This is a genomic window from Pseudomonas sp. IT-P171 (assembly GCF_949767765.1).
GTDB classification, from domain to species: Bacteria; Pseudomonadota; Gammaproteobacteria; order Pseudomonadales; family Pseudomonadaceae; genus Aquipseudomonas; species Aquipseudomonas fluorescens_B.
Genome location: NZ_CATKQN010000011.1, coordinates 40,077 through 54,376, shown reverse-complemented (window position 1 = coordinate 54,376; position 14,300 = coordinate 40,077). Strand labels below are relative to the sequence as shown.

12 protein-coding genes are annotated in these 14,300 nt (G+C 62.4%); 7 read left to right on the top strand and 5 right to left on the bottom strand.

Annotation, left to right across the window (positions count from 1 at the left end; translation table 11 throughout):
- Positions 1 to 104: 104 nt before the first annotated feature.
- Positions 105 to 794 (bottom strand): GntR family transcriptional regulator, encoded by a 690-nt coding sequence (locus ACM6I5_RS08765; protein WP_010460977.1) that lies wholly within the window; start codon positions 792 to 794, stop codon positions 105 to 107.
- A gap of 141 nt (positions 795 to 935) precedes the next feature.
- On the opposite strand from ACM6I5_RS08765, the gene ACM6I5_RS08760 reads away from it, so the two are divergent.
- The 7 genes from ACM6I5_RS08760 (at position 936) to ACM6I5_RS08730 (ending at position 8,283) form a co-directional block, all read left to right on the top strand.
- Positions 936 to 2,021 carry an ABC transporter ATP-binding protein gene (locus ACM6I5_RS08760; protein WP_414883609.1) on the top strand — a complete coding sequence of 362 codons (1,086 nt, stop codon included), beginning with the start codon at positions 936 to 938 and terminating at the stop codon, positions 2,019 to 2,021.
- A gap of 1 nt (position 2,022) precedes the next feature.
- Entirely contained in the window at positions 2,023 to 2,940 is a 918-nt protein-coding gene (locus ACM6I5_RS08755) for an ABC transporter permease (protein WP_017339193.1), read from the top strand.
- Positions 2,937 to 3,725, top strand: a complete 789-nt coding sequence (locus ACM6I5_RS08750) for an ABC transporter permease (protein ID WP_017339194.1) — start codon at positions 2,937 to 2,939, stop codon at positions 3,723 to 3,725. The genes ACM6I5_RS08755 and ACM6I5_RS08750 overlap by 4 nt, the downstream gene beginning before the upstream one ends.
- 17 nt (positions 3,726 to 3,742) lie before the next feature.
- The gene (locus ACM6I5_RS08745) at positions 3,743 to 4,795 is read left to right on the top strand and encodes an extracellular solute-binding protein (protein WP_414883608.1); all 1,053 of its coding nucleotides are present in this window, start codon (positions 3,743 to 3,745) and stop codon (positions 4,793 to 4,795) included.
- A 132-nt stretch (positions 4,796 to 4,927) separates the two neighbouring features.
- Positions 4,928 to 6,124, top strand: coding sequence for an amidohydrolase family protein (locus ACM6I5_RS08740; RefSeq protein WP_414883607.1), 1,197 nt, complete (start codon positions 4,928 to 4,930; stop codon positions 6,122 to 6,124).
- The gene (locus ACM6I5_RS08735) at positions 6,121 to 7,608 is read left to right on the top strand and encodes an amidohydrolase family protein (RefSeq protein WP_414883606.1); all 1,488 of its coding nucleotides are present in this window, start codon (positions 6,121 to 6,123) and stop codon (positions 7,606 to 7,608) included. Before ACM6I5_RS08740 ends, ACM6I5_RS08735 begins: the two co-directional genes overlap by 4 nt.
- Positions 7,609 to 7,620: 12 nt before the next feature.
- The gene (locus ACM6I5_RS08730; RefSeq protein ID WP_017339198.1) at positions 7,621 to 8,283 is read left to right on the top strand and encodes a flavin reductase family protein; all 663 of its coding nucleotides are present in this window, start codon (positions 7,621 to 7,623) and stop codon (positions 8,281 to 8,283) included.
- Between the two features lie 225 nt (positions 8,284 to 8,508).
- Here the strand turns inward: ACM6I5_RS08730 and ACM6I5_RS08725 are convergent, their stop codons facing one another.
- Genes ACM6I5_RS08725 through lexA form a run of 4 tightly spaced genes read right to left on the bottom strand, consistent with a single transcriptional unit; the run spans position 8,509 to position 14,240 of the window.
- Positions 8,509 to 11,607, bottom strand: coding sequence for an error-prone DNA polymerase (locus ACM6I5_RS08725; RefSeq protein ID WP_414883605.1), 3,099 nt, complete (start codon positions 11,605 to 11,607; stop codon positions 8,509 to 8,511).
- Positions 11,583 to 12,998: a Y-family DNA polymerase gene (locus ACM6I5_RS08720; protein WP_414883604.1), complete on the bottom strand. Its 1,416-nt coding sequence runs from the start codon at positions 12,996 to 12,998 to the stop codon at positions 11,583 to 11,585. The genes ACM6I5_RS08725 and ACM6I5_RS08720 overlap by 25 nt, the downstream gene beginning before the upstream one ends.
- Positions 12,999 to 13,005: 7 nt before the next feature.
- Positions 13,006 to 13,623, bottom strand: a complete 618-nt coding sequence (gene imuA / locus ACM6I5_RS08715) for a translesion DNA synthesis-associated protein ImuA (RefSeq protein WP_414883603.1) — start codon at positions 13,621 to 13,623, stop codon at positions 13,006 to 13,008.
- Positions 13,623 to 14,240, bottom strand: a complete 618-nt coding sequence (gene lexA, locus ACM6I5_RS08710; RefSeq protein WP_017339202.1) for a transcriptional repressor LexA — start codon at positions 14,238 to 14,240, stop codon at positions 13,623 to 13,625. Before lexA ends, imuA begins: the two co-directional genes overlap by 1 nt.
- Positions 14,241 to 14,300 lie beyond the last annotated feature (60 nt).

The window sequence follows — 14,300 nt, the reverse complement described above, 5'->3', positions numbered from 1 at the left end:
TCGAGCATCGCGGCTGCCAATGGTTTCATAGAGATTAGCTGATTCTTGCGGCAATCCGTGGCAGCTACAGATCCCTGTGGGAGCGTCAGATTCAAGATGGGTGGCTACACCTCGATCAGGTGCTTGAGCGGATGGTAGCCAGTTTTCAAGGTGGCCGCGACGTCGAGGATCGCCTTCTCGATGCCATTCAAATGCATGCAGGTCAGTTCGATCGCAGCGCTCTGGTTGCCGGCCTCGATGTACTCGATCAGGCGCAGGTGCTCATCGTCGCGACAGGCCTCGTGGCTGTCGTCATCCAGCGCGGCGGCGTACAGCGAGGCGCGGGAAATCAGCTTCTGGAACCAGTCCAGCAAAACCGGGTTGTTCAGGCTTCGCGCGAGTTTGATGTGGAATTCGCCGAGTAGATGAATCAGCCGTTCGTGGTCGCCACTGCGGTGTGCTTCATCCTCCAGCAGCAGGTGATCGCGCAGGTCCTGGGTCACCGCGGTATCACGCCGGCGACAGAGTTCGCTGACGATGCCGATCTCTATCAAGCGCCGCGTTTCGAACAACGAACGAATCTCTTCGTCGCTGGGCAGCGACACCGACGCACCTTTGTTGGGCTCGGTGGTGACCAGGCCGTCCGCTTCCAATTGCTTGAGCGCGGCACGAACCGACGTGCGGCTGACATTGAAAAGTTCGGCCAGCGACGCCTCGCCGAGCTTCATGCCGGGACGCAACGAACGTTTGCTGATCGCCTCGTAAACCCCTTGGTAGACGCGGTCAACCGTGGTCTCGAGTTTTTTGTCGGTCATTCGAACACTCCCTTAGCGCTAAACAACCGGCCCCAGGCGAATGAGCAGCCTTTGAAAAAGGGGGTTGCACGAGCAGATTAATCCGGTTATTTGTAGATTGCATCCAGATATTGCATACAATAATTAGAGGATTGCACCATTATGGGTCAACCAATCGCCATCGAAGTGCGTAACGTTTCCAAGCGGTATTCCGACGATCCGGGGCTGGCTCCCGCCCTCGACAACGTTTCAGTCGACATTGCCGACAACGAATTCTTCACCCTGCTCGGTCCTTCCGGCTGCGGCAAAACCACCTTGCTGCGCACCATCGCCGGTTTCGAACACGTCAGCGAGGGCGACATTCGTCTCGCGGGCGAGCCGGTCAATGATTTGCCGCCGTTCAAGCGCCGGGTCAACACCGTCTTCCAGAGTTACGCACTGTTTCCGCACATGACTGTCGCGCAGAATATCGCCTTCGGCCTCGAGATGCAGGGCCTGGATCACAAGGTTATTCCTCAGCGCGTCGATGAGATGCTGGCGCTGGTGCAGATGCAACACCTGGCCAGGCGCAAACCCGCCGAATTGTCCGGCGGTCAGCAACAACGCGTGGCCCTGGCCCGGGCGTTGGCGCCGAAGCCCAAAGTGCTGTTGCTGGATGAACCCCTGTCGGCGCTGGACCTCAAGCTGCGTAAAGAGATGCAGGTCGAGCTCAAGCGCGTGCAGAAGGAAGCCGGGATCACCTTCATTTTCGTCACCCACGATCAGGAAGAAGCCCTGACCTTGTCCGATCGCATTGCCGTGATGTCCGCCGGCAAGATCCTGCAGATCGGCACGCCCAACGATATCTACGAACGGCCGCAGCATCAGTTCGTCGCGCAGTTCATCGGCGACATCAATTTCCTGCCCGGCCACCTCAAGCGCGGCATGCAGAACGAAAAACTTTTCGTGCCCAGCGGCATGCCGGTGGAAATCCCCTGCCCGGACCAGGGCTTCGACGGCAGCAACGTGCAACTGGCGTTCCGCCCGGAGCGTTCGCAACTGGTTGAACCGGAACAACCGCATCACCTGCGCGGCGTGATCGAAGCGGTGTTGTATGTCGGCACCGCGACCCTCTACCAATGCCGCTTGAACAACGACATCAAGGTCATGCTGCGCGAAAACAACGAAGGCCTGAACCGCGGCCGGGTGGTCGGTGATCGCATCGCGGTCAACCTCCCACCCCACGCCTGCCTGTTGATGGAGGCCTGAGATGAGCGTCAGCAGCACTTCTCCCGCTCTCAACCGCGCGCTGTTGCTCAGCCCGGTGGTGTTGACCTTGCTCGCGCTGATCGCCATCCCGCTGGGCATCATGGGCTACATCAGCCTGCTGCCGCGCAACGTGTATGGCGGTGTCGACTGGCAGGCCGACTGGCAATTGCAAAGCTACGTGCAGCTGTTTTTCCAGGAAGGTTTCGACGGTGAACTGGAACCGAACTGGGTCTACGCCCAGGCGTTGTTGCGCTCGGTGTTCCAGGCCGGCGGCACGACGTTGCTGTGCTTCCTGTTCGGCTTTCCGGTGGCGTTGTGGATGTCGAGCCTGACCCCGCGCCGGCGCAACCTCATGGTCCTGCTGATAACCATTCCGTTCTGGACCAACCTGCTGATCCGCAACTACGCGTGGCTGATCATCCTGCGCGAACACGGCTGGGTTGCCCAGAGCCTCAACGCGCTGTTCCCGCAGGCGGGCGGCATCACCCTGCTCTACAACGACTTCGCCGTCAGCGTCGGGCTGGTTTACAGCTTCCTGCCGTTCATGATTCTGCCGATCTACTCGACCCTGGAAAAACTCGACTGGCGTCTGGTGGAAGCCGCCTACGACCTCGGCGCCAATCGCTGGCACGCACTGAAGCGGATCATCCTGCCGCTGTCGATGCCCGGCGTGATTGCCGGTGCGTTGCTGGTGTTCGTGCCGAGCCTCGGCGCCTTCATCACCCCGGCGATTCTCGGCGGCGGCAAGACGCTGATGATCGGCAACCTGATCCAGCAACAGTTCGGCACCGCCCGCAACTGGCCGCTGGGCAGTTCGCTGTCGTTCCTGTTGCTGGGGATTCTGCTGCTGTCCCTGGTGCTGTACGCCCTTTATAGCCGCAGCGCCGCCAAAACGCTTCGTCGGGGAGCCACCGCATGATCGCCCTGCACCTGAAAAAACTGCCGCTGACCCGCGAAGTCAGCCTGCTGATCCTGGCGTATCTGTACGTGCCGATCCTGGTGTTGATTGCTTATAGCTTCAACGCCAATCGCTCGGCGACGGTATGGACCGAGTTTTCGTTCGCCTGGTACGGGCGGATTCTGGCCAACCCGTCGATCCAGACCGCGGCGCTGAACTCGATCATCGTCGCCAGCATCGCCACGGTTTGCGCCACGGCCATTGCGCTGCTCGCGGCGCTGGCGACTTACCGGCCGTTCTACGGGCAGAAAATGGTCGAGGGCGGGATCAACCTGCCGCTGATCCTCCCGGAGATCGTCACCGCCGTGGCCACGTTGCTGCTGTTCATGGCGCTGGGGATCAAGCTCGGTTTGCTGACGGTGATCATCGCGCACATCGGCTTCTGCATTCCCTTCGCTTACCTGCCGATCCGCGCGCGGTTGAATGACCTGGACAAAAGCCTGCTGGAAGCGGCGAACGATTTGTACGCCAACCCATGGCAGGTGTTCCGCCGGGTGACGTTGCCATTGTTGTGGCCGGCGGTGTTGTCCGGTTCGGTACTGGCGTTCGTGGTCAGCCTCGACGATTTCATCATGACTTTCTTTGTGGCCGGTCCCGGTTCGACGACGTTACCGGTGTACATCTTCTCGGCGATCAAGGCCGGCGTGACGCCGGAGATCAACGCGATCTCGACCCTGATGCTGGTGATTTCCATCGTGCTGGTGGTGCTGGCCTTCTGGCTGGGACAGCGCGGCAAAAACCAATAATCCTGGAGCGTTCTTTTATGAAAACAAAAAGCATGCGTTACGGCGTCGCCGGTCTGGCCCTCAGTTGCTTCACTGCGTTCAGCGTTCAGGCCGCCGAGCCCAAGGAACTGTTCTTCTACAACTGGACCGATTACTACCCCGTGGACTTGCTGGCCAAGTTCGAAAAGGAGACCGGCATCAAGGTCACCATGGACGGCTACGACAGCAACGAAACCCTGCTCGCCAAGTTGCAGGCCGGCGGCGCGGCGTATGACGTGATCGTGCCGTCGCAGTCGATCATGCGCACCCTGATCAATCAGGACCTGCTGCTGGAAATCGACGCGTCGACCCTGCCCAATTTCAAGCACGTCAAACCAGCGTTTCGCGACCCGAGCTTCGACCCTGGCCGCAAGTTCTCGGCGCCGTACCTGTGGGGCACCACCGGGTTTTCCTATGACAGCGCACGCGTGCCCGGCGGCAAACTCGACGACTCGTGGAAAGAGTTCTTCGAACCGCGCAAGGAACTGCAGGGGCAACTCGCCGCCCTCGATACGTCCAGCAGCGTGATCAATGCCGCCAGCCACTACCTGAACGTCGACGAGTGCAGCGAAAACCCGCAGGACGCCAAGCGCATTCTGGAGCTGCTGCAAAAGCAGAAGCCGTTCCTGAAGATGTACAGCTCGGACAACACCGTCGACCGCATGGCCTCCGGCGAAGTGATCATGATGCAGAACTGGAATGGCTCCACCGCCCGCGCCACCTTGCAGAAGAGCACGATCAAATACGTGTATCCGAAGGAAGGCCTGGCGATGTTCCAGGACAACTTCGCCGTGCCCAAAAGCGCCCCGCACCCCGGCAACGCGAAGATCTTCATCGACTGGATGATGAAACCGGAAAACGCCGCCGCCGTGTCCAACGCCATCGCCTATGACAACGGCATTCAGAGCGACAAGCTGATCGACGCCAAATGGCGGGTCATGGATGCGATCAACATGCCCGACGAGTTCGCCTCGCGCCTGCGCCCCGAGAAAGAGTGCAGCAACAAGGCGCGGGCGCTGCAGGACCGGATCTGGTCGAAGCTCAAGGGCTGACTTAACACCGAGTCGCGGCCATCGCTGGCAGGCCAGCTCCCACAGGCGTTTTGTGAACGCCGCAGATCCAATGTGGGAGCTGGCCTGCCAGCGATGAGGCCCTGACACACAACACAGAATCAGAGGTTTGAAATGACCCAACCCCGCTGGCTGCGCAACGTGCGCCCCTACGGCTCCACCGCCGAAGACCTGCTGATCGAAAACGGCCTGTTTAAACAGCGCCGCCCGGCATCGTCCGCGGCCCTGACCGCCACCGACATCGACGGCCAGAACCAACTGCTCACCCCGGCCCTGGTGGAAAGCCACGTCCACCTCGACAAAACCCTCTGGGGCCAACCCTGGCGCCCGAACAGCGCCGGGCCGACGCTCAAGGATTACATCACCAACGAGCGCCGCGTGCTGCGTGACGTGAAGAGTCCCATCGCCGAACGCGCCGGCGCCCTGCTGGAAAACTGCATCGCTCGCGGCTCCCTGATCATGCGTTGCCACGTCGACATCGACCCGGACTTCGGTTTGCGCCATGTCGAAGCCATGCAACAACTGCGCGAACGCTACCGCGACCTGATTGACCTGCAACTGGTGGTGTTCCCGCAAACCGGTCTGATCAGCCGTCCCGGCACCGCCGGACTGATGCGCGAAGCCATGGCCCTGGGCGTGGAAAACGTCGGTGGCCTCGACCCCTGCGGCATCGACAACGACCCCGTCGCCCAGCTCGATTTCGTGTTCAAACTGGCCAGCGAATTCGACCGTGGTGTCGACATTCACCTGCACGACAAAGGTGAACTGGGGCTTTGGCAAATCGCGCTGATCGCCGATTACACCGAGCATTACGGGCGTCATGGACGGGTAATGATCAGCCATGCGTATTGCCTCGGAATGCTGCCGTGGAGCCAGGTCAAACCGGTGGCCGAACGACTGGCGGCGCTGGGGATTTCGTTGATGAGTTCGGCACCCGCCGATTGCGCGGTGCCGCCGTTCCTGGCATTGCGCGAGGCCGGGGTGAATGTGTGCCTGGGTTCGGACGGTATTCGTGACGCCTGGTCACCCATGGGCAACGGCGACATGCTGGAACGGGCGATGCTGCTGGCGTTTCGTTTCGACCTGAACAAGGACGAGGAACTCGCGGCGGCGTTTGCAGCGGCGACCGTGAATGGCGCGCTGGCGCTGGGCTGTGAAGATTTTGGCGTGGAGACCGGTCAACCGGCGGACTTCCTGCTGATGCCGGTACAGACGCTGGGTGAAGCGGTGGTTTCGCGGCCCGTGCGCCAGGTTTACCGGCGCGGCGAGCTGATTGCCTCCGGCGGCCGACTGCTGGAAAGCCGTTTGTGAAGCGCATTGGCCTGAAAAGCAGCTGCGTGGTCGGTTTCGACGGCACGCAGCATGTGCTGTGGCGCGACGGCGAAGTGGTGTTCGAAGGCTCGCGGATTGTGTTTGTCGGGCGTGATTACCCGGGGCCGGTGGATCAGTGGATCGATTACGGCAACGCGCTGATCGGCCCCGGTTTCATCGACCTGGATGCACTCGGCGACCTCGATTCCACGGTGCTGACGCTGGACAACGGCGATGAGCGCGACATGGGCCGGATGTGGTCCGAAGACTATCTGGCCGCCGGTCCACGGGAGAGTTACACCGCGGATGAAGAAGTCTTCAAGTACCGCTACGCCTTCACGCAGTTGATCCGAAATGGCATCACCACCGCCATGCCGATCACCTCGATGTACTACCGCGAGTGGGCCGAGACCTACGACGAATTTGCTGCGGTGGCCGGTGTGGCAGCCGAGCTTGGACTGCGGACTTACCTTGGCCCCTGCTACATGAGCGGCATGAGTTACTGGCGCGCCGATGGAAGCCTTGGGCATCACTGGGATGAAGCACGGGGCATGGCCGGGCTCGACGCGGCGGTGCGGTTTTTCGAGGATTTTGACAGTTCACATGATGGTCTGATTCGTGGCGCGCTGCTGCCGGATCGCGTCCAGACCTGCACCCCGGCGCTGCTGCATCGCACCGCCGCGCTGAGCCATGAGCTGAAAGCGCCGATGCGTTTGCATTGCTGTCAGGGCCTTGGCGAAGTGGCGATGGTTGAGCAGTTGCGCGGTGTTTCGCCGCTGGCGTGGCTGGAGCAGTTGGGTCTGCTGACGCCGCGCAGCCTGCTGCCCCACGGCATCTACACCCATGGTGATGAAGACCTGCAACGGGTGGTGCATGGCGGCGCGAGCCTGGTGCATTGCCCGGTGGTGTTTGCCCGGGACGGCGAGGCACTGAACTCGTTCGGGCGCTATCGGGCCAAGGGCATCAACTTTGCGCTGGGCACTGACACCTGGCCGGCGGATGTGCTGGAGAACATGCGTCAGGGGTTGAACATCGCTCGTTTGATGGAGGGCGGTGGTTCGCTGACCAGCACGCTGGATATGTACAACGCCGCCACCCTCGGCGGGGCCAAGGCGCTGGGGCGTGATGATCTCGGCCGACTGGCGCCGGGGTGCAAGGCCGACATCACGGTGTTCAGTCTTCGCGGCCTGCATTTGGGGCCGCTGTTCGATCCGCTGAAAAACCTGGTGCTGGCCGGGCGCGGTGACGACTGCATCGCCAGTTTCATTGATGGCCGCTGCGTGATGCAGGACGGTCAGGTTCAAGGCATCGACTACCCCGACCTGCAACGCCAGGCCCAACGACAATTCGAAACACTGATGCGCAGCCACAGCGATCGGGCGTTTGGCCAACCGGACTGGAAAACCCTGTTCAAACCGGCCATCCCGTTCGCCGACGACTACAGCGCACACGCGCCGCTGAGCGCAATGGATCCCCTTCTCTAGAGATTTCTGCCCATGCAAAGCTTCGACTTCCGCACCCTGAGTGCGCGGGACAAATACAAGATACTGATCGGCAGCGTGGTGCCTCGCCCTATCGCCCTGGTCACCACGATTGATGGCGAAGGACGAATCAACGCCGCACCGTTCAGCTTCTTCAATGCGCTGTCGGCCGACCCGCCGATCCTCGCACTGGGCGTGGAAAACTACGGCGACCAAAGCCCCAAGGACACCACCCGCAATATCCAGCTCAATCAGGAATTCACCGTCAACATCGTCAGCGATGCGCTGGTGGAAGCCATGAACGTCTGCGCCGTGCCCTTTGCCCCCGGCTTCGACGAACTGACCGCCGCCGGCCTCACGGCCATTCCCGGAACCACCGTGAAATGCCCTCGCATCGGCGAGGCGCCCGTGGCACTGGAGTGCCGACGAATGATGGCGCTGTCCATCGGGCAGTCTCGGGAGATCATCTTCGGCGAAGTGCTGATGGCCCATGTGCGAGACGAACTGATTGACCCGAAAACCCTGTACATCGATCAACTGGGACTCGATGCGATCGGGCGGATGGGTGGGCATGGGTATGCGCGTACCCGGGATTATTTCGACTTGCCGACCCGCTCGTTGCAGGCGTGGACGGATGCACCGGGGGGTGGCGAGCGGTTTTGGCCTGTTTCCAAGTAAGCAGCCGCCACACAAAACCTGTGGCGACGGAGCTTTTGTGGCGAGGGGATTTATCCCCGTTGGGCTGCGAAGCAGCCCTAAAACCAGCTACCGCAATAGTTTCAGATTAACCGCGCTCACCGGGTTTACGACTGCTGCGCAGCCGAACGGGGATAAATCCCCTCGCCACAAAAAAGCTCACTTGCCACAAAATCCCCTCACACAAAAGCTCTCCCTCGCCACAGGTCAGTGGAAATCCCGGCTGCGCACATGGATGCCGTCGAGTAGCGGACTCAAATCACTCAAACGCCCGGCAATCAAATGCCGCACCTCGCCTTCCTTCTCCCAGCGCCCATCGACCTTGAGCAACTGCGATCCGACCAACACCTGCCGTTGCCGATCAGCCAGGTCACGCCAGACCACCACGTTGACGTTGCCGAACTCGTCCTCAAGGGTGACGAAGGTCACGCCACTGGCGGTGCCCGGACGTTGGCGACCGGTCACCAGCCCGGCGACGCTGACCGGTCGGCCATGCTCGACCTCCAGCAGCTCCCTCGAACTGCGGCAACGCCGGGCTTTCAATTCGCCGCGCAACAGGGCCAACGGATGCGGGCCGAGGGTGGTGCCGAGGCTGTTGTAATCCGCCAGCAGGTCTTCGCCGACCGTGGGTTTGGGCAACACCACCGCGTCCTCTTCCTGGCTCGGCAAACCGGCGAACAAACCCAATTGTTTCTGCACCCCCGCCACCTCCCAGCGCGCCCGATGCCGATCACCGGCCAGCCCTCGCAACGCGCCGGAATCGGCCAGTTGCTCCTGCGCACGGGCATCGAGCCGCGCCCGTTCGCCGAGGTCGGCGATGTCGATAAACGCCCCCTTCGACCTCGCGATTTCGATTCGCCGCGCATCGTCTTCGCGAAAACCCTTGATCATCCGCAGCCCCATGCGAATCGCCGGCTGCGCGCCGATAATCGGTTCGAGGCTGCAATCCCAGTCGCTGGCGCGCACGTCCACCGGGCGAATCTGCAAATGATGCCGGCGAGCGTCCTGCAGAATCTGGTCCGGGCTATAAAAACCCATGGGCCAGCTGTTGATCAGCGCACAGGCGAAGGCCGCCGGTTCGTGGCATTTCAACCAGCAACTGGCATAGGTCAGCAAGGCAAAACTGGCGGCGTGGGACTCGGGAAATCCATAGCTGCCAAAGCCTTTGATCTGCTCGAAAATCTGCGCGGCGAATTCTGGCGTGTAGCCTTTTTTCTTCATGCCTGCAGCAAGGCGATCCTTGTGCGGTTCGAGACCACCGTGACGTTTCCAGGCCGCCATGGAGCGGCGCAACTGATCCGCTTCGCCGGGACTGTAGCTGGCGGCGACAATTGCAATCTGCATGACCTGCTCCTGAAACAGCGGCACACCGAGAGTACGTTTCAACACTTCCCTCAACTCTTCGGAGGGGTAGCTTTCGAGCTCTTCCTTGTTTCGCCGCCGCAGGTACGGATGCACCATCCCGCCCTGAATAGGTCCCGGGCGAACGATCGCCACCTCGATCACCAGGTCATAAAACTTGCGGGGCTTGAGCCTGGGCAGCATCGACATTTGTGCCCGGGATTCGATCTGGAACACGCCGATGGTGTCGGCACGGCTGATCATGTCGTAGGTTTGCGGGTCTTCGGAGGGCACCGTCGCCAGGCTCAAGTCCAGGTTGCGATGACGGCGCAGCAGGTCGAAACAACGACGAATCGCGCTGAGCATGCCCAAGGCCAGAATATCCACTTTGAGCAGCCCGACCGCATCAAGATCATCCTTGTCCCACTGGATGATAGTGCGCTCGGCCATCGCCGCGTTTTCCACCGGCACGAGGCTGTCCAGCGGCTGCTCGGAAATGACGAAGCCGCCGGGGTGCTGGGACAGGTGCCGGGGGAAACCGATCAGCTGTTGCGTCAAGCCCAACACCCGGCGCAGCACCGGGCTGTCGGGGTCGAAGCCCCCTTCAAGCAGGCGCTCCACGGGTGGCGTTTCATCACTCCAGTGGCCGCAGCAATCGGCCAGGGCATTGATCTGGTCCGGCGGCAAACCCAACGCCTTGGCCACATCGCGTACCGCGCCGGCCGCGTGATAGGTGCTGACCACCGCGGTCAGCGCCGCACGGGTCCGGCCATAACGCTGGAACACGTACTGCAAGACTTCTTCGCGGCGTTCGTGCTCGAAATCCACATCAATATCCGGCGGCTCGTTGCGCTCCTTCGAGAGAAAGCGCTCAAACAGCATGTTCATGCGCTCCGGGTCGATCTCGGTGATGCCCAGGGCGAAACACACCGCCGAGTTGGCCGCAGAACCTCGCCCCTGACAGAGAATTTTCTCGCGTCGGGCGAAGGCGACAATGTCCTGCACGGTCAGGAAATAGCTTTCGTACCCCAGCTCGGCGATCAGCCCCAGCTCCTTGTCGATCAGCCCGCGCACCTTCTCGCTCGCGCCTTCGGGCCAGCGCTCGCGAATGCCGCATTCGGTCAACTCGCGCAGCCAGGACGCGGCGGTGTGACCTTCCGGCACCAGTTCGCGCGGATACTGATAACGCAACTGGCCAAGATCAAAGGTGCAACGCCGGGCAATGGTCACCGTTTCATCGAGCAACGCTTGCGGGTAGATCGACTGCAAGGCATCGAGGCTGCGCAGATGCCGCTCGCCATTGGGGTGCAGGCGCAACCCGGCTTCGGCCACCGGCACGTGATAACGGATGGCGGTCATGGTGTCCTGCAAGGCGCGTCGGCCACGGGTGTGCATGTGCACATCGCCGCTGGCCACTGCCGGGATGCGCAGTTCCCGCGCCAGCATCAACAGCTCGTTCAGCCGTCGGCTATCGTCCTGGCCGCGATGCAGCTGGACCGCCAGCCACAGGCGCTCGGCGAACGTCTGTTTCAGCCAATGGCCGCTTTGAAAATCATCGACCGCATCCGGCACCCACAACACCAGCAGTCCCGGCAATGGCTCGCTGAAATCCTCCCGCAGCACCTGGTACTGACCTTTCTGCGTGCGCCGCCGCGCTCGGGTTATCAACCGGCACAGGTTCTGGTAGCCCTCGAGGTTCTCCACCAGCAGCACCAGTTTCGGACCGTTCTCGATACGCACTTCGCTGCCGATGATCAGCGGCAGTTCCACGGATCTGGCCGCTTGCCAGGCGCGGACGATGCCCGCCAGGGTGCATTCATCGGTGATCGCCAGCGCCTGATAGCCCTGTTTTTTTGCCCGCTGAAAGAGTTCAAGGGCGCTGGAAGCACCGCGCTGGAAACTGAAGTTCGACAGGCAGTGCAACTCGGCATAGCCGATGCTCATGCGAACCAGCCCTGCAACCACAACGGGCCGTCCTCACCGACTGCGCGATAGGCCCAGCCCTGCTGGCCGGAACGGGTTTCGATCAGGTAGTAATCGCGGCGCACGTCGCCGCCGTCCCACCAACCGGACTCAATACGCTCCGGGCCCATGAGGACACGCGTCGAACCTTCGTGCACCGCCTGTGGTTCAGTCAACAACCAGCCCGGACGCTGCACGCCCGACATACCCCCGCAACGCTGGCTGTCGGCACTGGCCTGCCACGCACACTCCGGCCGGTGATCGGCCTGGAACCGCAATCCCTGCACCGCGTCATCCCCCAACCGCGCGCGCAAGCGTTCGCGCAGTTGCTCCCAGGGCAAGGACTGCTGCGGACGATCGTCGAACAGTTCCTGATACTGGGGAACGAAGGCCGGCAAGTCTTCGGCGCGCAGGCGAAAACCGCGCACCGGCGCCTCGACCTGAACCTGTTCCAGGCGCCCTCGGGCCAATTCGAAGAGCATTGCCGGATCGCGCTCGGCGCTGAGCAGACCGACCTTGATCACGCTGTCAGGTAACCCGGCGTGTTCCAGGTGCAGGTCGAAACGTTGCACGCCGCTGTCGCGACCGCACAGGAACGCCGACAGATCGCCGGTCAACCGGCGCAACGGAAACAGCAGCGCCTGATGGGACTGCACGTCAAAATTGAGTTCGATGCGCACATCGAAACGGTCCGGTGGCAGGTAGAACGCCAGGGCCAGTCGCCGCGTGCCAGACAGGGCATCGAGGTGTTTGAGCACCTGAGACTCGAAACGCCGGGCCAGACTGTGCCGGGGCAACGCCTGCACCTGGCTCAAGGTGCGCAACCCCATGCGCGACAACGCCGTGGCGACGCTGGTCTCCAGCCCGATCCGGTCGACGGGCAATTGCCCCAGATGATGCTGCAAGGCCTGGTCGTCGGGCACCACCAGACTGTCATAGGCATTGGCCAGAATCCGCGCCGCCACCGGGTTGGGGGCCGCAACGATCCGGTGCCGAAACCCCAGCTCGCCGAGTTCGGCGCGCAATCGTGCTTCGAGTTGCGGCCAGTCCCCGAACAGCCCCAGGCTGGACTCGATTTCAAACACCACCGCTCGCGGGTAATGCACGCTGACCTGGGAACTGAAGCGGTAGGCCCACGCGGCGAGAAACTGCTGCCAGTGTTCGATCTCGGCAGCGTCGTATTCCGCCGTGACAAAGCCTTTGCTCAACGCCTGGGCGGCGGTCATCGACTGACCGGGTCGCAAGCCCAGCGCCCGCGCCGAAACGTTGACCGCCTGCAACACCCGACGTTGCGCCGGGCCGGTCAGCAGCGCCAGCGGCTCATCGGGGTCGGCGCGCTGACGCAGTACCGCGTCCAGCGCCAATTGCGGAAAAAGAATGCACACCCAGCGCATGGCAACCTCAATGCCCCACGGGGAAGGCAATCGGCGCCGAACGGGCCAGCCCGCCCCGGCACTTGAGCACGCGCAATTGCGCAGGCCTGGCATCGATGGCGATGCGCAGGGCCGCAGGTGAAGGGTTGATGGCTTCATTGAGCGAGCGGTAGGCGAATGCCAGGGTGGAGCCGGTTTCCGCCGCCACCTGCAAGCGCCGCAACGCCCGGTCATCAGCCTTGTGCGGCCAGCACAGCACCACGCCGCAACTGCCCGAACGCAGGCATTGTTCCGCCGCCCACAGCGCATCGCGCTCGCTGGCCTGGATGATCGACAACTGGCGCAGATCGACCCCGGCGTTCTGCCACGCTTGCGGATACGGCACGTACGGCGGCGCCACCAGCACGATGCGCTCGCCCGCCGTCGACAACCGTGCCAGCGCCGGCCACACCAGTTGCAATTCGCCAACGCCCTGCCCGGCCAGGAGGATTTCGGTCAGCGCCGCTTCCGGCCAGCCACCCGTGGGCAACGCCGCATCCAGCGCCGCATGCCCGGTGGGTTGCGGGCTGACGCTCGGGGGCGCAGGCCGGCCTTTCCAGACCTGGCCGCCATTGAACAACGTGTCCAGCGCGACGACGGCCCCCATCACCCTTGCCTCACCAGACCGCAGAACACCCCTTCGATGGCGAGGTCCTGATCGGGATGAACGATGATCGGCTTGTAGGCCGGGTTGCGGGGCAACAGGCGAACAGAATCGCCGACCCGCTCGAAACGCTTGATGGTCACTTCGCCATCGAGCCGTGCCACGACGATCTGACCGTTAAAGGCCTCGGGATTGCGGTGCACGCCCACCAGATCGCCGTCGAGAATACCGTCCTCGATCATCGAGTCGCCCTTGACCCGCAGCATGTAGTCCGGCACCCGCGAAAAAATCGATGGATCAAGCAACAACCGACTGTGCACCTCGGCATCGGCACCGATCGGCGCACCCGCCGCCACCCGGCCGAGAACCGGAATGTCCAGCAACTCGGGCCGCGCCGCTTGCCCGAGCAAGCGAATGCCCCGGGCCTGATGCGGGTTGACCTCGATGAAACCGGCTTCGGTCAGCGCCAGCACATGCTTGCGCGCCACGCTGCGAGAGGCGAAACCAAAGGCCTCGCTGATTTCAGCGAGGCTCGGGGACTGACCGTGCTCCGCGATTCGATCACGGATAAAGGTCAGGATGGCGGTACGGCGGGGAGTTAAAGTCGTCATGGAGTACATTTGTACTCTTTTGACTTTTTCCTGGCAAGGGCCTGTAGGAGCTGTCGAGTGAAACGAGGC